The organism is Vibrio sp. STUT-A16 (assembly GCF_026000495.1).
Lineage (GTDB): Bacteria > Pseudomonadota > Gammaproteobacteria > Enterobacterales > Vibrionaceae > Vibrio > Vibrio diabolicus.
In genome coordinates, this window is sequence record NZ_AP026765.1 from 2,814,489 (window position 1) to 2,837,330 (window position 22,842).

The 22,842-nt window shown below is 45.6% G+C and carries 17 protein-coding genes; 4 read left to right on the forward strand and 13 right to left on the reverse strand.

The window, feature by feature from the left end; all coding sequences use genetic code 11:
- Nucleotides 1–262: 262 nt before the first annotated feature.
- A complete protein-coding gene (locus OO778_RS13400) occupies nt 263–2,002 on the forward strand; it encodes an amidohydrolase (RefSeq protein ID WP_256899410.1) in 1,740 nt (579 codons plus the stop codon).
- 63 nt (nt 2,003–2,065) lie between these two features.
- Here the strand turns inward: OO778_RS13400 and OO778_RS13405 are convergent, their stop codons facing one another.
- On the reverse strand, nt 2,066–2,983 hold the full coding sequence (locus OO778_RS13405; protein WP_264909949.1) for a LysR substrate-binding domain-containing protein: 918 nt from the start codon (nt 2,981–2,983) through the stop codon (nt 2,066–2,068).
- A 106-nt stretch (nt 2,984–3,089) separates the two neighbouring features.
- Between OO778_RS13405 and OO778_RS13410 the strand changes: the two genes are divergently transcribed.
- Nucleotides 3,090–4,346 carry a D-amino acid dehydrogenase gene (locus tag OO778_RS13410; protein WP_170892538.1) on the forward strand — a complete coding sequence of 419 codons (1,257 nt, stop codon included), beginning with the start codon at nt 3,090–3,092 and terminating at the stop codon, nt 4,344–4,346.
- Nucleotides 4,347–4,653: 307 nt separating this feature from the next.
- Complete coding sequence (locus tag OO778_RS13415; RefSeq protein ID WP_012842106.1) at nt 4,654–6,201, forward strand: alanine/glycine:cation symporter family protein; 1,548 nt, start codon at nt 4,654–4,656, stop codon at nt 6,199–6,201.
- Between the two features lie 99 nt (nt 6,202–6,300).
- On the opposite strand, the gene OO778_RS13420 is transcribed toward OO778_RS13415, so the two are convergent.
- From OO778_RS13420 to guaB, 5 genes are all read right to left on the reverse strand, one after another.
- Nucleotides 6,301–6,891, reverse strand: coding sequence for a GPR1/FUN34/YaaH family transporter (locus OO778_RS13420; RefSeq protein WP_005391518.1), 591 nt, complete (start codon nt 6,889–6,891; stop codon nt 6,301–6,303).
- Between the two features lie 182 nt (nt 6,892–7,073).
- Nucleotides 7,074–8,777: a chitinase gene (locus tag OO778_RS13425; RefSeq protein WP_170903107.1), complete on the reverse strand. Its 1,704-nt coding sequence runs from the start codon at nt 8,775–8,777 to the stop codon at nt 7,074–7,076.
- Between the two features lie 212 nt (nt 8,778–8,989).
- A complete protein-coding gene (locus OO778_RS13430; protein ID WP_193448201.1) occupies nt 8,990–10,513 on the reverse strand; it encodes a Na+/H+ antiporter NhaC family protein in 1,524 nt (507 codons plus the stop codon).
- Nucleotides 10,514–10,680: 167 nt separating this feature from the next.
- The gene (guaA, locus tag OO778_RS13435) at nt 10,681–12,234 is read right to left on the reverse strand and encodes a glutamine-hydrolyzing GMP synthase (RefSeq protein WP_005391523.1); all 1,554 of its coding nucleotides are present in this window, start codon (nt 12,232–12,234) and stop codon (nt 10,681–10,683) included.
- Between the two features lie 99 nt (nt 12,235–12,333).
- Nucleotides 12,334–13,800, reverse strand: coding sequence for an IMP dehydrogenase (gene guaB, locus OO778_RS13440; protein ID WP_005391524.1), 1,467 nt, complete (start codon nt 13,798–13,800; stop codon nt 12,334–12,336).
- Nucleotides 13,801–14,031: 231 nt separating this feature from the next.
- Here guaB and xseA point away from each other — a divergent pair, with 231 nt between their 5' ends.
- Nucleotides 14,032–15,363 carry an exodeoxyribonuclease VII large subunit gene (xseA, locus tag OO778_RS13445; protein WP_264909950.1) on the forward strand — a complete coding sequence of 444 codons (1,332 nt, stop codon included), beginning with the start codon at nt 14,032–14,034 and terminating at the stop codon, nt 15,361–15,363.
- Between the two features lie 13 nt (nt 15,364–15,376).
- Here the strand turns inward: xseA and OO778_RS13450 are convergent, their stop codons facing one another.
- The 7 genes from OO778_RS13450 to ispG form a co-directional block, all read right to left on the reverse strand.
- Nucleotides 15,377–15,601: a zinc ribbon domain-containing protein gene (locus OO778_RS13450; RefSeq protein ID WP_012842112.1), complete on the reverse strand. Its 225-nt coding sequence runs from the start codon at nt 15,599–15,601 to the stop codon at nt 15,377–15,379.
- A 309-nt stretch (nt 15,602–15,910) separates the two neighbouring features.
- Nucleotides 15,911–16,786, reverse strand: a complete 876-nt coding sequence (locus OO778_RS13455; protein ID WP_074191300.1) for a metal-dependent hydrolase — start codon at nt 16,784–16,786, stop codon at nt 15,911–15,913.
- A gap of 59 nt (nt 16,787–16,845) precedes the next feature.
- Complete coding sequence (gene der / locus OO778_RS13460; protein WP_005391527.1) at nt 16,846–18,342, reverse strand: ribosome biogenesis GTPase Der; 1,497 nt, start codon at nt 18,340–18,342, stop codon at nt 16,846–16,848.
- Between the two features lie 167 nt (nt 18,343–18,509).
- The gene (gene bamB / locus OO778_RS13465) at nt 18,510–19,670 is read right to left on the reverse strand and encodes an outer membrane protein assembly factor BamB (RefSeq protein ID WP_005391528.1); all 1,161 of its coding nucleotides are present in this window, start codon (nt 19,668–19,670) and stop codon (nt 18,510–18,512) included.
- A gap of 12 nt (nt 19,671–19,682) precedes the next feature.
- The gene (locus tag OO778_RS13470; protein ID WP_264909951.1) at nt 19,683–20,297 is read right to left on the reverse strand and encodes a YfgM family protein; all 615 of its coding nucleotides are present in this window, start codon (nt 20,295–20,297) and stop codon (nt 19,683–19,685) included.
- Nucleotides 20,298–20,423: 126 nt separating this feature from the next.
- Nucleotides 20,424–21,692: a histidine--tRNA ligase gene (hisS, locus tag OO778_RS13475; protein ID WP_182033313.1), complete on the reverse strand. Its 1,269-nt coding sequence runs from the start codon at nt 21,690–21,692 to the stop codon at nt 20,424–20,426.
- A 26-nt stretch (nt 21,693–21,718) separates the two neighbouring features.
- Nucleotides 21,719–22,837 carry a flavodoxin-dependent (E)-4-hydroxy-3-methylbut-2-enyl-diphosphate synthase gene (gene ispG / locus OO778_RS13480; RefSeq protein WP_005391537.1) on the reverse strand — a complete coding sequence of 373 codons (1,119 nt, stop codon included), beginning with the start codon at nt 22,835–22,837 and terminating at the stop codon, nt 21,719–21,721.
- Between the last annotated feature and the right edge of the window lie 5 nt (nt 22,838–22,842).

Consider the following 22,842-nt stretch of genomic DNA (forward strand, 5'->3'; position numbering starts at 1 on the left):
ATCGTGGACTTATCATGCCGACTTTTTAACCACAGAACCTCGTTATGGGTCACATTGCCCAAGTCCAGAAACGTTTATGAAATGGGAAAAGGTAACATTTTTGATATTCATCGATAGGTATAACTTGCGCTTGATTGAAAGTCTTTAATCTTGTTGATAATCCTCCTTCAATATGAACTAAAGTGAATTTGATCTATTGAGTTCTCAAACTCATTGAGATGGGGGCAATAGGCAAAAACCTTACTCTGTATGGAGATGACCGATGAACAAAAACTGGATCCCTATTGCCCTCTCTGGGCTTGCTTTAACGGGGTGTTTTTCTGAAGAAGCGAAAGAAGCCGTCGCCGAGCCGCTAAAAGTAACCGCCGCAGACAAAATTTATTATGGTGGCGATATCCTAACCATGGCTAGCGATAAGCCAGAGTACGCCGAAGCCGTCGCAACATTAGGCGAGAAAATCATTTATGTCGGCAGCAAAGATGGAGCGATGGAGCACAAGTTCGGTAAAACACAGTTGGTCGACTTAAAAGGCAAAACTATGTTGCCTGGCTTTGTTGATCCACACAGTCATGTGTATGGCGTTGGTCTACAAGCCATGGTCGCAAACGTGCTGCCATCTCCTGATGGCGAAGCCGATACCGTGGCGAAAATCATCGAAACTCTAAAAAATGCCGCGAACAATGATACGCAACGCCTATTCATTGAGAAAACGGGTTGGATTTTAGGTTTTGGTTACGACGACGCCCAACTGGATTACTACCCTACCAAAGCGGATCTCGATAAAGTCAGCACAGATAAGCCTGTATTGATCATCCACACTTCGGGGCATTTGAGTGTCGCGAACAGTAAAGCGTTAGAGCTAGCAGGTATCACGGCAGAATCGGAAGATCCAAAAGGTGGCATTATCCGCCGAATGGAAAACAGCCAAGAACCAAATGGTGTTCTAGAAGAAAACGCGCACTTTGCAATGCTGTTCAACCTCAATAAGTTGATTGATTCTGAACTTCAAGATCGCATGTTAGAAGCCTCGCAAGGTATGTACGCGAAATATGGCTATACCACGGCTCAAGAAGGACGAGCAACATCAGAAGGTTATGAAGCGATGAAACGCGCGTCGAAAAACGACAAACTGATGATCGACTTGGTTGCGTACGCAGATATGGTATCGAGCAGCGATTTTATGGACTCGGAATACAACATGCCAGAGTACACCAACCATTTCCGCATCGGTGGCGTAAAGCTAAACTTTGATGGCTCTCCACAAGGTAAAACGGCATGGCTAAGTCAGCCTTACTTCCACCCGCCACATGGACAAGATAAAGACTACGCTGGCTACCCAACTTTCGAAGATCAACAAGCTTACGATTACGTAGAAACAGCCTTTAAAAATGAATGGCAAGTGCTGACGCATGCCAATGGTGACGCGGCGATCGAGCAATTTATCAACGCAGTGACCAAAGCAAATGAAAAGCTAGGAAAGCAAGACCGCCGACCTGTACTCATTCACGGCCAAACCATGCGCCAAGACCAAGTAGATCGCTTAGCGGCGCAAGGCATCTTCCCTTCCTTGTTCCCTATGCATACTTTCTATTGGGGTGACTGGCATGTGGACTCGGTACTCGGCCATCCTCGTGCCGATTTCATTTCACCAACTCAAGCGGTGAGAAAGGCGGGGTTAAAATTCAGTACACACCATGACGCACCTGTGGCGCTGCCAAGTTCATTCCGAGTATTGGATGCGACCGTCAATCGCACCACCAGAACCGATAAAGTACTGGGGCCAGATCAGCGCGTTGACACGTATACCGCACTGCAAGCCATGACGATTTGGCCGGCTTACCAACACTTTGAGGAGTCGTATAAAGGTTCTATCGAGGTGGGTAAGAATGCGGATTTAATCATCCTCGATAACAACCCGATGAAGATTGAACCTAAGGCGCTAAAAGACCTAAACGTGGAAGAAACCATCAGCCGAGGCGAGTCGGTTTATCAACGACAGTAATCCAAAATAAAACACCGCCGTTATCGAGGCGGTGTTTTCTATCTGACTCACCAAGCACTTTATCTATTTGTTCGCCACTTGCTGTAATAACCAAGTACGAAACTTGTTTGTGGACTGGCTTCGTGTGTTCATGATCAAGTAGTACCCTGCATTGGCAGGAACCGGCTGAAAGGGAGAAACTAAGCGCTCTGTCGTCAATTCATCCTCAATCAGTGCCATTCGTGCCATCGCAATCCCAACTCCAGCTTCCGCCGCAGACATCGCCATATCCGTTCGATTGAAAAAGTGTCCAACATCGGTTTTAAAATCCAATCCCATTGCTGACGCCCAATATAGCCACTCATAGTCACGCGTCGCTTTTTCCCATGGCATCGCATCGTGTAGTAGCGTCGCCTCCTGCCATTGCTTCACTGACATTGAGGATTCTTGTTCATCAAAAGGCGCTTTTAGCCAACCATGATCCTCAAGGTACTTCGGACTCATTACGGGCAGCAGTTGCTCATCCAAAATCAACTCCGCGTTAGCATTTCGGTAAGGATGAAGACCATAGTCTATCGCGACGTCATAATCTTTTATCTCACTATTCACTAACGCCCCTTCCGCGAAGATTTGCACTTGGATATCCGGGTTCTCGTGATGAAAACTTTCCAGCTTTGGGACTAACCATTTAAAAGCAAAAGAAGGCGTTAATTTTAAGCGGATCTCATTGGTGTGCTTTTCTACTTTGAGCTCATCAAGCAGTTTGCTCAGCTCAGAAAAGTGAAACTGCGTTGCTTGGTGTAACTGAGTGCCTTTAGCGGTTAAACGAATACCGCGGGAATGGCGTTCAAATAAAGTAAAACCTAATAACTCTTCCAAATGAATAATTTGTTGGCTCACGGCTCCCGTAGTGAGGTGCAAAAACTTAGCCGCGCCAGTAAAGCTGCTGTGTTCCGCGACTTGGCTAAACAGACACAAGCCACTTATTAAATTACTTCTCATCCTTGAGCCTATATTTTTTCTAAACGCTGTATGTAATTTATATCGATTGTTAACAAAAGGTAAAGGAAAGAAACTAACCACTCAGATAAATGTGTGGAGTACATCAATGGAAGTCATCGTATTAGGCAGCGGCGTCATCGGCTTAACCTCTGCTTGGTATTTATCTCAAGCTGGCTATCAAGTTACTGTTATTGACCGTCAACCAAGCAGTGCAATGGAAACAAGTTTCGCCAATGCTGGGCAGATCTCGTACGGCTATTCTTCTCCTTGGGCTGCGCCTGGTGTTCCTGTTAAAGCCATAAAGTGGTTAATGGAAGAGCATGCTCCACTCAAAATCAAACCAACCCTCAATGCCGATATGATCAGTTGGGCAAGTAAGATGGTGGCCAATTGCACCCTGTCTCGCTACCAAGTCAACAAAGCTCGCATGCTTTCGATAGCTAACCACAGCCGCATGTGTCTGGAACAATTACGTCAAGAACATGCCATTGAATATCAAGGTCGCCAGTTCGGCACCTTGCAAGTATTTCGAACGCCTCAACAGCTGCAAGCCATTGAAAAGGATATGCAGCTTCTAGAGCAAAGCGGGACTCGGTTTGAGTTGATGGACGTAGAACGCTGCATTGAACAAGAACCTGGACTGGATCTTGTGAAAGATAAACTGGTTGGTGGCTTGCATCTGCCAGATGACGAAACAGGCGATTGCTATCAGTTTTGCCAACAACTAACAGAGCTCGCTAAGGCCCATGGCGTGAGGTTCGAGTTCGACACCGAAGTAAGCAATTGGGTTACAGTAGGCAAAAAGATCATAGGTGTCCAAACGAATCGAGGACAGTTTAAAGCGGACCAATATGTGGTTGCCTCTGGCAGCTATTCTACAGCGCTACTCAAGCAACTCGACATTGAGATTCCTGTCTATCCAGTAAAAGGCTATTCGCTCACCATCCCAATGGAAGATGAGCACTTCTCTCCTCGCTCTACTGTGATGGATGAAACCTATAAAGTCGCCATGACTCGGTTTGATGACAGAATTCGCGTAGCGGGCACCGCAGAATTAGCAGGGTTTGATGCCTCCCTTCCGCAAAAACGAAAAAATACCATCGAAATGGTCATCCGTGATCTTTTCCCTCGCTGCGGCGACTTTAGCCAAGCCGAGTTTTGGAGTGGCTTTAGACCAATGACGCCTGATGGCACACCGATTATCGGCGCGACCAAATACGATAACCTTTTTACTAACACCGGACACGGCACTCTGGGTTGGACTATGGCTTGTGGTTCTGGCCACTTGCTAGCGAGCATTATGGTTGGTGAAAAAGCGAAAGTGATGGATGACACAGAGCTTAACCTTTGCCGTTATGCATAAGGGCATATCTGCATAAAAAACAAACAGGCCTTTACTCCACAAAATGCATAATATTTGGCATTTTCAACTCATCAAATATGCAGCACATTTTAATGACAATGTGCTGCATATTTAATCACCAGACAAATCTTCTACCCCAAAGGAGCAAATAAGCAACAAGAACTAAATTTTAACAATCACTCTCTATTCTGTGTTCACCATCACGCTACAAAGGATTTGTAGCCAAAAAAGTTAACAATTGCATTACATAAAGGGTAATGTATTGTGTGAAAAACAACCACAAACACAACTAACAGGGAAAATACTCATGCAGTCATTAGTTGATTTTCTGAATGGAATTATTTGGAGCCCGGTACTGATCTATTTGTGCCTTGGTGCAGGTTTGTTCTATTCAATCATGACGCGTTTTGTACAAATTCGTCACTTCTTTGAGATGTGGCGCTTATTACTTTCAGGGAAGAGTTCAACAAAAGGGATATCATCATTTCAGGCACTTGCCGTTTCACTATCTGGCCGTGTAGGTACAGGTAACATTGCTGGTGTTGCTGCCGCTATCGGTTTTGGTGGACCAGGCGCCGTATTCTGGATGTGGGTCGTTGCCTTCTTTGGTGCAGCAACCGCATACGCAGAGTCGACACTTGCACAAATCTATAAAGAAGAAGACGAAGGTGAATTCCGTGGTGGTCCTGCTTACTACATTGAAAAAGCAATGGGACAAAAATGGTACGCTTGGATCTTCGCTATCGCAACCATCTTTGCATGTGGTGTTCTACTTCCAGGCGTTCAATCGAACAGCATCGGTAACGCAGTAGAAGCAGCATTTGGCTCAGGTGACATGATTGAAACCGCTATTGGTACCTTCAGTTTTGCTAAAATTTTCACTGGTACGGTTGTCTGTGTCATTCTGGCCTTCATCATCTTCGGTGGCGTAAAACGTATTGCGAACTTTACCCAAATCGTTGTGCCATTTATGGCGCTGGCTTACATCATCACTGCATTTGTCATCATCCTTCTAAACATTGGTGAGGTTCCACGCATTTTCGGCATGATCATTGGTGACGCGTTCACACCAATGGCAGGTGTTGGTGCGGCAATCGGTTGGGGTGTAAAACGTGGCGTTTACTCCAACGAAGCAGGTCAAGGTACAGGTCCTCACGCTGCAGCTGCAGCGAGTGTTGATCACCCAGCTCAGCAAGGTCTTGTTCAATCTTTCTCTATTTACATCGATACACTACTTGTGTGTTCAGCAACCGCGTTTATGATTCTTATCACTGGCGCGTACAACGTAAATGGTGCAGTTGAAGGTACGTTCCTAATTCAAAACCTACCAGCTGATATTGGTGCGAATGGTCCTGTATTTACGCAAATGGCGATCGAAAGTGCACTACCTGGCGTGGGTAAGCCATTCATCGCAATCGCACTCTTCTTCTTTGCGTTTACGACCATTCTGGCTTACTACTACATTGCAGAAACGAACATTGCTTACATTCGTCGTACATTCAAAGTAAATGGGCTGATGTTTATTTTGAAAGTCATCATTATTTCATCCGTGTTCTACGGAACCGTGAAAACCGCCAACTTAGCCTGGGCGATGGGTGATGTAGGTGTAGGTCTAATGGCATGGCTTAACATCGTCGGTATTTTGATCATCTTCTTTATGTCGAAACCAGCTCTCAAAGCATTGAACGATTACGAAGAACAACAAAAACGTGGTGTGACCGACTTTACATTCAACCCTGTAGCGCTAGGCATTAAAGGCGCAGATTACTGGGAAGATAAGTACAAGCGTAAAACGGGTAAGGCACCAACGGCAGACAACAGTACTACAGAAACTGTAGAACAACCATCAACATAGCCTTAACGCATAAACAAGAAAAAGCAGTGGTCCGTTTAAGGGCATAAAAAAGGGGATTAACCATTGGTTAATCCCCTTTTCTGCATTATGTGTAAAGGATTAAGCAGCGACAGCTTCAACTTTACGAGCGATTTTTGCTTTACCTACAGGTAGAACTTCACGACCAAATTCGTTGTTTAGTACCTGCGCCATTGCGAAGTAAATTGCACTTGCGCCACAGAAGATACCTTCGAAGCCAGCGATAGCACCGATCACTTCGCTACCAGTGAAATCACGAGCAGCAAGCAAGAAGAACAGGATAGTTAGAGAACCAAATACCACTTGCTTCGCTGTTGGGTAGCATAGAGAACCAATGAACATGAAACCAGTGAAGATGCCCCAAAGCGCTAGGTACCAACCCATAAAGCTTGCAGGGCTTGCAGGAAGACCCATGTGAGGCATTACGATTAGACCAACCAATGTTAGCCAAAATAGACCGTAAGAAGTAAACGCAGTTGTGCCGAACGTGTCACCGCGTTTAAAGCACATGATGCCAACGATTACTTGGCTAAGGCCACCGTAAAAGATGCCCATCGCTAGAATCATAGAGTCAATTGGGAAAAATCCTGCATTATGAATATTAAGCAGAATAGTGGTCATACCGAAACCCATTAGACCTAGCGGTGCTGGGTTAGCCAGTTTTGTCGACATGTACAAATACCTTTTTTCAAAAATGTTGATAAAAAATGCGCGCGAATTTTAATGGGCGCCAGAACAAAAGAGAAAAACTGTTATTGAAAACTTAGATTCCATAAATAAGCAACCGCTCAAATAAAAAAAGACCCCGCTAAAAAGCAGAGTCTTTATAGATGGTTAGACTATTTTTCAATCAACTACAGGCAAGAGATCTCGTCCCAGAACCAGTTACTTTGCGTTGGGCTTTCCCACACACCTGGACCATTTTTCGCAACAAAACATTTGTTTTGGTACGTCACTTTATCGCCGTTAGCGACTTGCGTTACGCCCGGCTCCCACTGAATAAAATTACCTGTCACTGGTGGTTCTGGCTCGGTTACTGGTGGCTCAGGTTCTGTGACGGGCGGTTCTGGCTCAGTCACCGGCGGTTCAGGTTCCGTTGTTGGCGGCTCTGTCGGAGTGCCTGAGACCAACTTCCACGGGTCACCTTGCGTGGGTTCATTACCTTGTGACCACCATTTCGCTTCATAAACAGCACCTTGGTAAGAGACTTGATCACCTGTGTTATACACTTTACCTGCATCCCAAGCCGCCACGCCACCTACAGGTGGATCGACCGGATCAACAGGGTCTAGTTTTTCAACCACACGAACTTCTGGCCACCCCGCATGAGATTGGTAAAAGTTAGTTACACACTTCTCATAATCACCCGCAACTAGCGCAGAGTAAGCAGTTTGGAAACCAACCAGCTCACATTCAAATGAGTGACCTCCCGGACGATCTGAGTAGTATTTCCAGTTACCATCCCAGTTGGTGTAAAGCACGTCTGTCGCACCATTTAGGTTCAGACTGCCGTAAGGCGTCTGCTGCCAACAAGTGTTTGTTTCATCAGCTTCAATTGGAATTTGATAATGGGCGGCAAGACCTTCCCAATAACGAATACGGTTAACAGGTTGACCTTTATCCTTGTTTTGCTCACCACACTCAATACCACCATTGATCACGTTGATGGTGGTACCAAAGCCGTAACCAATGCCAGCATCAAGCTCACGCTGTGAAGGCACCCAAGTACGGTCAATCACATGTAGCATTGCAGGTTTCGGTGCTTGTGGAGTTAGGAAGAACCAGATAGCCGATGCTAAGTTCAACCATGAATCCGCAACCAAGCCTGGATTTTTTAGCAATACAGATGCATCACCATCAAACATCACTTCAGAGAACGCGCCATAGTTAAAATGGTAAGAAAGCTGTTTAGCACCACGTCCAAAGTAACCTTGTCCTGGTTCACATGGCCAACGCTTGTTTTGCCAGTCATTCTGACCACAACCTGTCGTGTAACCTTCTTGACCTTCTGACCAGCCCATTTCACGCACATGAACCAAAGCTTGCTGCCACTCTTCCAATCCAAGAGGGTTATCCGATACGTTATCAATCGAAATATGACCACCAGTTTCCTGCGCAAAGTGAGCAAAGGCTGTCACGATCGATTTTTTACAAATCGCATCCGAATCTCGACCATCCGTGTACTCACCACAGAATGCAGGGAACTTACCAATTGCACGTAGGAAACGCGTGTAAGTGTATTCAGGTGCCGCCATTTGAGTCAGGAAGTCCCACTCACTTTCAGGGAACACACGCTCTACACGCTTCACGTTTTCTGGATTGGTTGCCGCTCCTGGAACAATCGCCTCCACCACTGAGTTCGGGCGCGTCTCTAATGCTTGTGACCAAATGGCATACATAGGGTCAGAGGTTTTGCTTTGCTCTACGGCTTGAACGTCACCACGAGCAATGACATAACCGTTTGGATTCTGCGGATCGGGCTGGATATTCATACTCGCATTCGCTTGTGCAGCTAGGACACAACTCAATGCAAGAGGAAGATGTTTGAGTGCAAACATGTCTAGTCTCCGGATTTTAACAATACAATATACAAGGAATAACTAGACATATAGTGGATCATATATACAAAACGCCGAGCTAAGTGCGTTGATTCTGCGAGACAAAATGAATAAATAAGTCCTCGCACACATTTTGTCACAAGAAAAATGTTACCTTGACTCAAAAGAAAAGCGGAGACCCAATGAGCCTCCGCTTTATGATATTTCTATCTTTATTGTTCTGCCGAAACCACGTCTAGCTTCGCGGTTGATTTTTGTTTAGACAACACAAAATAAACCACACACTGAGCAACAATAGCGGCAAGCACAATCACTGGCGAGGCGTTGATTCCAGCTAAAAGGAAACACCCTAATGCAATCATTCCATTGAGTAATGCGTAAGGCAACTGTGTACGGAAGTGCTCATACTGCTCACACCCAGCCCCTGTCGACGACAAAATCGTCGTTTCAGAGATTGGCGAACAGTGATCGCCAAACAGGCCACCAGATAACACCGCACCAATACAAACTAACAATGGAGCATCAATCGCAACGGCCGTTGGGATCACTAATGGCATCATGATGGCAAACGTCCCCCAAGATGATCCCGTCGCAAACGAGATAATACCGGCCAGTAAAAACGCAACCGCTGGCAATAACCAGTAAGGGAAACCGGCTTGAGCTTGTTCAGCAATGTATGCAGCTGCACCTAATTCTTTCCCAACCGAGCTAAGCGCCCAAGCCAATACCAGAATCACCGCCACTGACATCATGTTTGACATCCCTTTCAGATAAACCTGAATACCATCCGAAAGCTTTCTTACGCCATAAAACGCCATCAGCGCAATTAAAGTGAAGGCCGCGAAGAAATATGCAGAAGAGAGTGCAGCCCTAAACGTTGAGCCTGCCACTTTTTGAAATGGGAAACCGTGTGGCACGAGGATAGTACATAGAACCACCAGCATAACGAGCAAAGGTGCCCATACAAAACTGGATTTTGCATTTTTATGCGTAAACACATTCATAGACTCCTGCACTTTCCCAAAGTCGGAGCCCTGCTCTGCTAATTGTTCTGCTTTCGCCATCGGTCCGAAATCTAATTTGAAGAAAGAGACAATCGGCACAATCGCGATCGCAAGAAAGGCGTAAAACTGATACGGGATCGCGCCAATGAAAGCATCCCAATCACTCATACTGACATTCAGGGCAGTAAACTCTTTTTGAATCAACCCCATGATGTAAACACCCCATCCGATAAAAGGAATCAAGATTGCGACGGGAGAGGAAGTAGAATCGATAATAAAAGCTAATTTTTGGCGCGATACTTTTAACTTATCAAATAAAGGGCGAAAAACAGGACCAACAATCAACGGTGTACCAAGGTCTGAGAAGAAAATAACCACACCACCGAACCATGCGGACAGTTGAGCTTGGCATTTACTCGCAACCCATTGAGTAACCTTTTTAGCAAAAGCAACACCACCACCAGACTTTTCCATCAGCGCAACGAAACCACCAATGAACACTAATAATAAAATCACACCAGCATTGTAGCTATCGGTAAGTTGCGGCAGTAGATAGCTTTTCATCAACGCACTAAACGAGTCTAGTGGTCCTTGTTCGACAAATGTCCCTTCGAGCATAGCGACACCACTCACCACACCCGCGAATAAACCAACAACGACATTTCTCGTGGTCAGCGCGAGGAAAAGAGTAATAAGGATGGGAATTAGAGAGGTAACTTCAGCCTGTTCCATAGCAATACCATTTATAATATTCAAACAATTAAAATGAATATATATTTAACTTTACCGCATGTATATATCTCCTGTAAAAAAGTTGAGTCCCCTATTCACAAATTTGAAGCACAAAAAAAAACCAGCCTGGAGGCTGGTTCTTATAAACTCAACAGTCTAGAGGAAAATTATTCCCACTCGATAGTCGCTGGTGGCTTACCTGAAATGTCATAAACAACACGAGAAATGCCATCAACTTCGTTGATAATACGGTTAGATACCTTACCTAGGAAGTCATATGGTAGGTGTGCCCAATGGGCAGTCATAAAGTCGATGGTTTCTACTGCACGCAGTGATACAACCCAGTCGTATTTACGGCCATCGCCCATTACACCTACAGAGCGAACTGGTAGGAATACCGTGAACGCTTGAGATACTTTGTCATATAGGTCTGCAGCGTGAAGCTCTTCAATGAAGATAGCATCAGCACGACGTAGCAAGTCACAGTATTCTTTCTTGATTTCACCAAGAACACGAACACCTAGACCTGGACCTGGGAATGGGTGGCGGTAAAGCATGTTATAAGGCAGGCCTAGCTCTAGACCAATCTTACGTACTTCATCTTTGAACAGCTCACGTAGTGGCTCAACAAGACCCATTTCCATTTCATCTGGTAGACCGCCCACGTTATGGTGTGATTTGATCACGTGCGCTTTACCAGTCTTAGATGCCGCAGACTCGATTACGTCTGGGTAGATGGTACCTTGCGCTAGCCATTTTGCATTTTTTAGCTTTTTCGACTCTTCATCGAATACATCTACGAATACGTGGCCGATTGTCTTACGCTTCTCTTCAGGATCAGACTTGCCTTTCAGTGCTTCAAGGAAACGATCTTCTGCATCAACTTTGATGATGTTTAGGCCGAACTTATCGCCAAACATATCCATCACTTGTTGGCCTTCGTTTAAACGAAGTAGACCGTTATCGACAAATACACACGTTAGCTTGTCGCCAATTGCGCGGTGCACCAGCATCGCAACAACAGATGAATCCACACCACCAGATAAGCCTAGGATAACTTCGTCGTCACCCACTTGCTCTTTAATGCGAGCAACCGCGTCTTCGATGATAGATTCCGATGTCCATAGACGCTCACAGCCACATACGCCAAGAACAAAGTTCTCAAGCATTTGTAGGCCACCTTTTGTGTGTGTCACTTCTGGGTGGAACTGAACGCCGTAGTATTTCTTCTCTTCGTTCGCCATCGCAGCGTAAGGACAAGTGTCTGTCTCACCAACTTTTACGAAATCGGCTGGGATCTCTACTACTTTGTCGCCGTGGCTCATCCAAACGTCTTGAGTTGCTTCAAGATCTTTAAATAGGGCACATTCACCAGAAACTTTAACCTGAGCGTAGCCAAACTCACGTTCGTTAGAGCCTGCTACTTTGCCACCTAGTTGTTCCGCCATAGTTTGCATGCCGTAACATACGCCAAGTAAAGGAACACCAGAGTCAAATACATATTGAGGCGCGCGTGGAGAGTTCTCTTCCGTTACGCTTTCTGGACCACCAGATAGGATAATGCCATCTGGGTTGAATTCGCGAATATCCGCTTCTTCTACATCCCAGCTCCATAGTTCACAGTAAACGCCGATTTCACGTACGCGGCGTGCTACTAATTGAGTGTACTGAGAACCGAAGTCCAAGATCAGAATACGTTGGTCATGGATATTTTTAGTCATTTTGAGCAGTCTTTTTAAGGCTAAGTGATTAAAACCGAGGCGAGTGTACTCGCCTCTTCTTAATGCTTCAAGGAAAAAGCAAACGTTTCCGTTAGGTAATTAGTTCCCTAGACGGTAGTTCGGTGCTTCCTTAGTAATTTGAACATCGTGTACATGAGACTCTTGCATACCAGCACCAGAGATACGTACAAATTCAGCTTTCGTACGCATATCTTCGATAGTTGCAGAACCAGTTAGACCCATGCTTGAACGTAGACCACCCATTTGTTGGTGTACGATCTCTTTTAGACGGCCTTTGTATGCGATACGACCTTCGATACCTTCTGGTACTAGCTTGTCCGCTGCGTTGTCAGACTGGAAGTAACGGTCAGAAGAACCTTGAGACATTGCACCAAGAGAACCCATGCCACGGTAAGACTTGTAAGAACGACCGTTGTATAGAATCACTTCACCTGGCGCTTCTTCAGTACCTGCAAACATAGAACCAACCATCACACATGATGCGCCCGCTACGATTGCTTTACAGATATCACCTGAGAAACGGATACCACCGTCAGCGATAACTGGAATACCATAATCATTAGCAACTTCTGCCGCATCTGCGATTGCAGTGATTTGTGGAACCCCCACACCCGTTACAATACGAGTTGTACAGATAGAACCAGGGCCGATACCAACTTTCACTGCGCTTACGCCAGCTTCGATTAGTGCTTTAGCACCAGCACCTGTTGCTACGTTACCACCGATGATGTCTAGATCTGGGTAAGCTGCACGTGTTTCACGAATGCGGCTTAGAACACCTTCAGAATGACCGTGTGAAGAGTCGATAAGTAGAACGTCAACGCCAGCTTCAACTAGTGCAGCAACTCGCTCTTCGTTACCAGCACCAGCACCAACTGCTGCGCCAACACGTAGGCGACCACGCTCATCTTTACATGCGTTTGGTTTACGTTCTGCTTTGTGGAAGTCTTTCGCAGTAATCATACCGGTTAGTTGGAACTCATCATTCACAACCAATACTTTCTCTACGCGAGCTTCGTGCATTTTCTCTTGCACTTCTTCTCGTGTTGCACCTTCTTTAACTGCTGCCAACTTCTCTTTTGGCGTCATTACTGAAGATACTTTCTTAGAAAGGTCCGTCACAAAACGAACGTCACGACCAGTGATAATACCAACAAGCTCATTGCTCTCAGTGACAACAGGGAAACCTGCAAAACCATGCTTTTCAGTTAGTGCAACAACATCAGCGATGGTCGCGTCAGGGTTTACAGTAACCGCGTCAGTTACCATACCAGCTTCGAATTTCTTAACTTTACGAACTTCGGCTGCCTGCTGCTCAATAGACATGTTCTTGTGGATAAAGCCAATGCCACCCTCTTGCGCTAGCGCGATCGCTAGACGAGCTTCAGTAACAGTGTCCATAGACGCTGAAATCATTGGGATGTTTAGGGTGATGTTCTTAGTTAGCTGAGTGCGAAGATCAGCTGTGTTTGGGAGAACGGTGGAGTGTGCTGGCACAAGTAGTACGTCATCGAATGTCAGCGCTTCTTTGGCAATTCTTAGCATTTGCAATATCTCACAATTAGAGGAGTAAAAAGAACAATCCAATCTCATCGTTTCGCATAATGAGGGTAACCTGTGTTAGCAACAAGCTACATTTGGATTAGATATTGCGGAGGGATTATACGGTTAACGCAATCGCTTGACCACAAATTTTTTAATTTTTTTCTTGCAATTACCCCCTTGCTATGTATTATATTGCCGCTAATTTCCATACTCACGTCTAAGAGATTAGCTGTGCTCTCCAAGACCAATCAAAACATCTTTACTGTTTCTCGTCTCAACGCAGAAGTTCGTTTACTCCTTGAAAACGAAATGGGGATCGTTTGGCTCGTCGGAGAGATATCCAACTTTTCAGCTCCAGTCTCTGGTCACTGGTACCTCACTCTTAAAGACTCTCGCGCTCAAGTTAAATGTGCCATGTTTCGTGGTAACAATCGCCGCGTTACTTTCAAGCCCGCTAACGGTAATCAAGTCCTAGTAAAAGCTCGTCTTTCTCTTTATGAGCCTCGCGGTGACTACCAATTGATCATCGAAAGCATGCAACCGGAAGGTGACGGCCGTCTTCAGCAAGAGTTTGAAGAGCTGAAAATGAAGCTTGCCGCAGAAGGGTTGTTCGCTCAAAGCAATAAGCAACCTTTGCCTGAACACCCAAAACGTGTTGGCGTCATCACATCGAAAACTGGTGCCGCGCTTTACGATATCTTAGACGTATTGAAACGTCGTGATCCTTCCCTACCCGTTGTGATTTATCCGACAGTGGTACAAGGTGAAGATGCAGCCATTCAAATCGCACAAGCCATTGGTCGCGCTAACAGCCGTGATGAATGTGATGTGCTAATTGTGGGCCGAGGTGGTGGTTCATTGGAAGACTTATGGTGCTTTAACAACGAGATATTAGCTCGCACGATTGCAGCAAGCCAAATTCCTATTATTAGCGCCGTTGGACATGAAGTCGACGTGACAATAGCTGATTTTGTCGCCGACGTACGCGCGCCTACTCCATCAGCAGCAGCTGAGCTAGTAAGCCGTGATAACAGCCACAAAGATCAAGCTTTAGTTACCCGCCAGCATAAGTTAGCGAGCGCGATGCGTTACTACCTAGCACAACAAAAGCAGCAATCTGCGCAATTAGTGCACCGTCTAGAGAGACAGCACCCAAGCTATCGCTTGCAGCGTCAGACGCAACAGTTAGATGAGTTGGACATGCGCTTACAGCGAGCGATGAGTCGTTTTATTGCCTTGCGTCAACAGCGAATCGAGCGTCAACATTATCGGCTGCAATTAAATTCTCCTGTAACACGCCTTGCCGAGCAGAAGTCGAAGCTAGAACGTGTTGAGCAAAAGCTCATGGATGCAATGGATCGCAAGTTACTGACTATGCGCCATCAACTCGCGATTGCTGCAGAGAAGTTAGACACCGTCAGCCCGCTAGCGACATTGAAACGAGGTTACTCAATTACTCAAACTGAGCAAGGTAAAGTGATTACTCAATCTTCAGATGTAAAATCGGGAGATGTATTGATTACTCGATTAGCCGAAGGCGACGTTCGTTCTACCGTTAACTGAATACAAACTCTGGTTAACTGATTTTCTGGAACTCAAATCGGACACGTGATTTTGATTTGAGTTCATTACACACATTACAAAAGTAACTCGCAGCACCGCATGCTTGCAGCTTCTCCAGCTCCGCCTCACAATCAGGGCAAAAACCTACTTTTTTAAAATCCGATTCACACTGTGCACAATGGTATTGTCCTGTCCATTCCAGTTCGACATTGCAAGTCGGGCAAATGTTCTGCTGCATATCCCGTTCCTCTCTCTAAACTAAGCAATTTCGAGTAACGCATGCTACTCAAAATAACGAACAAGTATGTTGATCTTCATCACCGCCCCAACAAGTTTCACGAGGCGCTAACCATACTTGATAAGTAGGATCTTATACTGATCGTCTGATATTTACTCCTTGATCAGCGATCACCCCTTAAAAGAATATTTATATAACCACACACCGAAAGCATAAGTTACATATTCTGCATTCCAATTTAAGACAGAATAAAAAACCTAAGTTAGATTTAATTAAACGAAAAATTAGAATTTAATAAAAAGATCTTATTCAAAAAGCAGTGTTTACATTGGTGTGCATTTCGATAGTTTGAGCGTCGAGCTCAACGAGTTTAACTTGGATAAAAGCAAACTCATTTAAATGGCTGGCATGCGTTCCACCACAAGGGATTACCGCTAATTGACCTTCCCCTAAATCGCACTTCCAATAGCGAGAATCAGTTAATCTATCGCCGTGGCATTCCATGGTGATCATCGCATCTCTTTGAAGCCATTCAACCAGTTGGTCATTCACTTTTTCTGCAATCGCCTGGAGGTCATTCAGCATATCTGCACTGTTTAATCCTCTTTTACGAAGTGTTTTGCCTAAACGGTATGTATCGAGGCACTTGTCTGGAGTGACATAACTCGTAACTTGCGCATAGCTATTAAAGTCATAATAACCATGCGGGTCTTTGCGGTCTGCGTCTTTTCGCCAATAGTCTTCCGCTAGTACTTTATTCAACGCCAAATACGCTAAGTGTCCTGCAGTGTGGCCTCGGCTCAAAGCATTTTGATAGTCTTTATCTACCGCTAATATTACCAAGTCATTAATTGCAAGTGATTCCGTACGTGATAAAACATGCACGACGACAAACACCCAACCTTCAGCATCACGCTTTACAGGGATGTCACTACCCACATACAGAGTACCACTTTCCTGCTCTACTGCGCCCACTTGGCAATCTACCACGTCATGCTCAGCCCCATTCACCTTCAACGTTCCTTTGTCTGCAGGGTGATCCGGCCATATGTGACTAACGGGATGGAACGGCGTGACATCTGTAATAACGTAAGTCACTTCTTCCGTAGATTGAACGAGCTGTATTTGTGCTTCTAATTGCCATGTTTGATGACAAAAACGAGTCTTTGTTGCTGTGATAGTCATTTTTACGATTACTTTTGATAAAAAAATACCCAAGTAGAAACTTGGGTATTCGAATTTCATTATTTATTGCGGTTTTTCACCATCGACATCATACGCTTACGTTTACGCTCTTGAGATAGCGTAAGCTTATTCGTACGGTTCTCGTATGGGTTATCACTGTTGTGGAAGTTAATGCGAATCGGTGTTCCCATAATTTCCAGAGACTTACGGAAGTAGTTCATCAGATAACGTTTATACGAATCTGGCAATTCACGAACCATGTTACCGTGGATAACAACGATCGGTGGGTTGTAACCACCTGCGTGTGCGTATTTGAGTTTAATACGACGGCCACGAACCATTGGCGGTTGGTGATCATCCACAGCCATCTTCATGATACGCGTCAGTACTGACGTACCCACGCGCGTTGTCGCCGAGTTATATGCTTCTTGGATAGATTCAAACAAGTGACCAACGCCAGTACCGTGCAGCGCAGAGATAAAGTGGATACGCGCGAAATCGACGAATCCTAGACGGCGGTCCAGTTCTTTCTTCACGCTTTCTTTCACGTCACTGTCTAGACCATCCCACTTGTTAACGGCGATGACAATTGAGCGGCCAGCATTCAGTGCAAAACCAAGCAAGCTTAGGTCTTGGTCTGAAATATTTTCACGTGCATCAATCACCAGTAGAACGACGTTTGCATCTTCTACCGCTTTCAGCGTCTTAACAACAGAGAACTTTTCAACCGTTTCATTGATACGACCACGACGACGAACACCTGCGGTATCAATTAGTACGTATTCGCGTCCATCACGCTCCATCGGGATGTAGATAGAATCACGCGTCGTACCAGGCATATCGTATACAACCACACGCTCTTCACCCAGAATACGGTTAGTCAGTGTCGATTTACCTACGTTAGGACGACCGATGATCGCCAACTTAATCGGCTGCTCTTGAAGGCGCTTGAATTCAGCTTCTGCGTCTTCTTCAGTGTAATCTTCAACAAGAGGCTCTTCGTCTTCGAATCCAGTCAGGTCTTCAATCTCACCTTCTTCAGATTCACTTGTTAGTAGATCATCAAAGAATGGAGATAAAGCACGCTCAAGTAGAGCGGTCACACCACGGCCATGAGCGGCCGCAATCTGGTACATATCATCCACGCCGAGCTGCCAAAAATCAGCACACGCCGCATCGGCATCAATACCATCTATTTTGTTTACCACCAGCATCGCTGGCTTTTCAATTTTACGCAGATGCGCAGCAATTGCTGCATCTGAAGGTGTCAGACCAGCACGACCGTCAACAAGGAACAATACAACATCAGCCTCATCAATCGCGGCTAATGACTGTTCTGCCATCTTTGTTTCCACGCCTTCTTCTGTGCCATCAATACCGCCGGTATCAATCACAATGAATTCGTGCTCTTCACCAAGTCTCGCCTGGCCATACTTACGGTCTCGCGTTAGGCCTGGAAAGTCCGCAACCAACGCGTCACGAGTGCGAGTCAATCGGTTAAATAGTGTAGATTTACCTACGTTCGGACGCCCTACTAGAGCTACAACAGGTACCATAACAACCTCTACAATAATCTTTCTTCTGTAGTTATAGGTAACGACTTGCTCGATGCCAAATCAAACCAGCTTTTTACCTATAACCACGTCAGGGTTAATAAATTCAAACAACAAAACGGCTCCTAGCTGTCACCAGCCAGGAGCCGAATGTGAATTATATCACGATATTATTCGTTAATGGTTAGTTTCTTTACATCGCCGTTGCGAGTTGTAATCACATAACCATCCGACAATAACGTCGGGCCAACGGCCAAGCCGCTATCATCGATAAACTGCTGCGCAACAAATTCGCCCGTTGAACGATCCATCCAGTGAAGGTAACCAAGCGTGTCACCGACAACGAGATAATTGCCGACAATAACTGGCGCTGTAAGTTGTCGGTGCTCAAGCAAGCTGTTTTCCCACAACTCAGTCCCACTTCGTGAATCAACGGCAACAACATGATCTTTTTCCGTTATCACAAAGATGCGGCTACCATCTGTAGAAATGTCTGTTGCAGATGAGTAATTACGCTTCCAAATCGGGTTCGCTGAACGCAAATCAATGGCGATAAGTTGACCATTGTATCCAATGGTGAAAAGAGTACCACCTAGCACAATTGGCGATGAATCAACGTCAACCAAACGATCAATTTCTGTCGCGCCTTTTGGCGTACCAACAGGCTGTTGCCAAATCAGCTGACCACGCTCAACGATAGCAGCTGCGAGTCGGCCATTTGCCGTTCCCCAAAATACACCGCCGCCAATTGCAGTCGGAGTGCTGTCACCACGTAAAGTTAGGTTCGGCACTTCTGTACTCAATGCCCAGCGTTGCTCACCTGTACTCTCATTAAGTGCAATCAACATGCCTCGGCTAGTATTGATGATAATAAGGCCTGAATCTGCAACTGGCTTCGCCAGTACCTCACCACCAACTTTTACACGCCAAACAATCTCACCTGTTTCTTGGTCAAGAGAGATGACTTCACCATTCTCAGAGCCAATGTAAAGGTTTCCGTATGCTGCAGTGATACCACCAGAGAGACGAGCAATGACATCTTCTTCTAGGTCCGTTTGCCAACGTTGTTTACCGTTTTCAGGATCCAGCGCTTTTACTAAGCCATCGCGACTTGCCACGAACAATGTATCATTCGCAAATACAGGGGATAGCTTTGAAAAGTAATGACCAACACCATCGCCAACCGATGTGCTCCACTCACTACTGGTTGTAAACTCACTGTCTACCTGAGGTAGTGGCGCCATTACAATAGTATCTTTCTCACCAGCACAACCGGCAAGAATTCCCATTGTTAACGCCCCTAACAAGGCTTTGTTAAAGACTCTTTTCATCCAATGCGGTCCTTATTTCGCCAGATCGTCCAATTTCATTTGTAGTGTCGGGCTTGCGTCTGCCGCTTGCTGAGCTTCAGTATACGCAGCGTATGCGGCATCTTTGTCACCTTGGCGAATCGCAATATCGCCACGAAGTTCAGCAATACGACCTGTCCATGCTGCATCAGTGACGTTACTTAGTTCAGCCTTTGCAGCGTCAAAGTTACCCATTTCCGTTTCAATGCGTGCAATACGGTAACTAATCAATGGTAATAGCGCAGCATCTTGAGTGCTGCTTTGCGCCCACTTCAATTGCTCTAATGCAGCAGAAAGATCTTGAGCTTCAACTTGTGCTTTAGCAAGTTGTAGCGCAGCCAATACTGAATATTCTTTTACTTCATTTGACTCAATAAAAGCTTTCACGTCAGCTTGAGCATCAGTACCTTTATCTTGCAAAGCATTCATTGCTGTCGTGTAGCTTTGAGAAGCTGCTTCACTCGCCTGAATCACAGAATCCTGGTAGTAACGCCAGCCAAATAGACCACCTAAGCCAACAACCGCACCGATGATGACGGCTTTGCCGTTTTCCTTCCACCAGTCTTTAATGGCTTCAACTTGTTGTTCTTCAGTATCGTAAAGTTCCACTTCCTGTCCTCTTAAAACATGTAAATGGCAGCTTAGCTGCCATTGTTCCTATTTCGTTTAAAGGCTCCACATTTGGGAGCCTTAGCTTACGAACTAGGATGTAATTTTGTTAGATTACTAAAAGACTTAAATCAGTGCTGCGATCTTTTCTGCAACTTCTGCTTGGTTGTAAGTCTCTTGCTCACCACCGGCCAAATCTTTCAGTACTACGGTATTATCCGCAACTTCGTTTTCACCCAGAACTAATGCTACAACAGCACCAACTTTGTCTGCGCGTTTAAACTGTTTCTTGAAGTTACCGCCACCGAAGTGATTCATCACACGAACGCCAGGGATAGACTCACGAAGCTGCTCTGCTAGCTTCATTCCTGCCATCATGGTGCCTTCGCCTGCTGTTACTACGTAAACATCCACACTGCGACGAACGTCAGTTAGTTCTAGTGTTTCTAGCATCAGAACAAGACGCTCTAGGCCCATTGCAAAGCCAACTGCTGGTGTTGGTTTACCACCTAATTGCTCTACAAGACCATCGTAACGACCACCGCCACAAACGGTGCCTTGAGCACCTAGGCTCTCAGTGATCCATTCAAATACCGTGCGGTTGTAGTAATCCAGACCACGAACTAGACGTTCGTTAACTGTGTATTCGATACCTGCGGCGTCTAAAAGTTCACATAGACCTGCGAAGTGTGTTTTAGATTCTTCACCTAAGTAATCTGAAAGGCGAGGTGCATCACCTAAAATAGCTTGAACGTCAGGGTTCTTCGTATCCAGAACACGCAGTGGGTTCGTGTGCATGCGACGCTTACAATCTTCGTCTAGCACATCAATATGTTGCTCAAGGAATGCAACCAGTGCAGTACGGTAGTCTGCGCGGTCTTCTTGAGAACCGATAGAGTTCAGCTCAAGACGAACATGTTCATTGATACCTAGCTCACGCCATAGTCGAGCCGTCATCATGATAAGTTCTGCATCAACGTCAGGACCGTTAAGGCCAAACACTTCGACACCACACTGGTGGAATTGACGATAACGACCTTTCTGCGGACGCTCATGACGGAACATAGGCCCCATGTACCACAGACGCTGTTCGTCACGGTTGATCAGGCTGTTTTGAATACATGAACGTACACAACCCGCCGTACCTTCAGGGCGAAGTGTTAGGCTGTCTCCGTTACGATCATCAAAGGTGTACATTTCTTTTGAAACGACGTCTGTCTCTTCACCAACAGCGCGGCTGAATAGGTTTGTTTCTTCAACGATTGGCATGCGCACTTCGTTATAACCGTATGCGCTAATTACATTTTTCACTGTGTTTTCTAGTTTTTGCCACAGTGGCGACTGAGTTGGGAGGCAATCGTTCATGCCTCGAATTGCTTGAATTGTTTTTGCCACAATACTTACCGTAATTCTCGTTGAGATTAATCTTGTACTTTAACTTCGATGCGGTTTTCGCCATTCATCATGGCTGCTTTCGCACGGATCTTAGCTTCTAGCTGATTCACAAGGTCATCGTTATCAAAGCGTTCTTTCTGGCGTTTACCATCTTCGTAGAATGCGCTCTTCTTGTTACTACCTGCTAGACCTAAGTGAGAAACTTCTGCTTCACCAGGGCCGTTTACCACACAACCGATGATAGACACATCCATTGGCGTGATGATGTCTTCTAAACGCTGCTCAAGTGCGTTCACTGTGCCAATCACATCAAATTCTTGGCGCGAGCAACTTGGGCAAGCAATAAAGTTGATGCCTCGAGAGCGAATGCGCAGAGATTTAAGGATATCGAAACCGACTTTGATTTCTTCAACTGGATCGGCAGCCAAAGAGATACGCAGCGTATCGCCGATCCCTTCAGACAACAGCATGCCTAAGCCAACAGATGACTTAACAGCGCCAGCGCGAGCACCGCCCGCTTCTGTAATCCCCAAGTGAAGAGGCTGATCGATTTTCTTTGCTAGTAGACGGTATGAATCCACCGCAAGAAAAACGTCTGAAGCTTTCACGCTAACTTTAAATTGGTCAAAGTTAAGACGATCGAGATGATCTACGTGACGCATCGCCGATTCAACCAAAGCTTCTGGCGTTGGTTCACCGTATTTCATCTGTAAATCTTTTTCCAAAGATCCACCGTTGACACCAATACGGATTGGGATGTTTTTATCGCGAGCACAGTCAACAACAGCGCGAATGCGCTCTTCATTGCCGATGTTACCTGGGTTGATACGTAAACAGTCAACACCGTACTCCGCCACTTTCAGCGCGATACGATAGTCGAAATGAATATCAGCCACTAATGGTACAGAAACTTGCTGTTTAATCAGTTTGAAAGCTTCTGCTGCGTCCATAGTAGGTACAGAAACTCGAACGATATCTGCACCGACTTTTTCTAGTGCTCGGATTTGAGCGACTGTCGCTTCTACGTCAGTCGTGCGAGTGTTAGTCATTGACTGTACGGCAATTGGCGCACCATCACCAATTGGCACATCACCCACATAAATACGCGTCGATTTACGACGAATAATTGGAGATTCGTGTTGCATAATTT

Coding starts and splice junctions, on each gene's coding strand:
- OO778_RS13400 (WP_256899410.1), top strand. CDS start 263: ATGAACAAAAACTGGATCCCTATTGCCCTCTCTGGGCTTGCTTTAACG.
- OO778_RS13405 (WP_264909949.1), bottom strand. CDS start 2,983: ATGAGAAGTAATTTAATAAGTGGCTTGTGTCTGTTTAGCCAAGTCGCG.
- OO778_RS13410 (WP_170892538.1), top strand. CDS start 3,090: ATGGAAGTCATCGTATTAGGCAGCGGCGTCATCGGCTTAACCTCTGCT.
- OO778_RS13415 (WP_012842106.1), top strand. CDS start 4,654: ATGCAGTCATTAGTTGATTTTCTGAATGGAATTATTTGGAGCCCGGTA.
- OO778_RS13420 (WP_005391518.1), bottom strand. CDS start 6,891: ATGTCGACAAAACTGGCTAACCCAGCACCGCTAGGTCTAATGGGTTTC.
- OO778_RS13425 (WP_170903107.1), bottom strand. CDS start 8,777: ATGTTTGCACTCAAACATCTTCCTCTTGCATTGAGTTGTGTCCTAGCT.
- OO778_RS13430 (WP_193448201.1), bottom strand. CDS start 10,513: ATGGAACAGGCTGAAGTTACCTCTCTAATTCCCATCCTTATTACTCTT.
- guaA (WP_005391523.1), bottom strand. CDS start 12,234: ATGACTAAAAATATCCATGACCAACGTATTCTGATCTTGGACTTCGGT.
- guaB (WP_005391524.1), bottom strand. CDS start 13,800: ATGCTAAGAATTGCCAAAGAAGCGCTGACATTCGATGACGTACTACTT.
- OO778_RS13450 (WP_012842112.1), bottom strand. CDS start 15,601: ATGCAGCAGAACATTTGCCCGACTTGCAATGTCGAACTGGAATGGACA.
- OO778_RS13455 (WP_074191300.1), bottom strand. CDS start 16,786: ATGACTATCACAGCAACAAAGACTCGTTTTTGTCATCAAACATGGCAA.
- der (WP_005391527.1), bottom strand. CDS start 18,342: ATGGTACCTGTTGTAGCTCTAGTAGGGCGTCCGAACGTAGGTAAATCT.
- bamB (WP_005391528.1), bottom strand. CDS start 19,670: ATGAAAAGAGTCTTTAACAAAGCCTTGTTAGGGGCGTTAACAATGGGA.
- ispG (WP_005391537.1), bottom strand. CDS start 22,837: ATGCAACACGAATCTCCAATTATTCGTCGTAAATCGACGCGTATTTAT.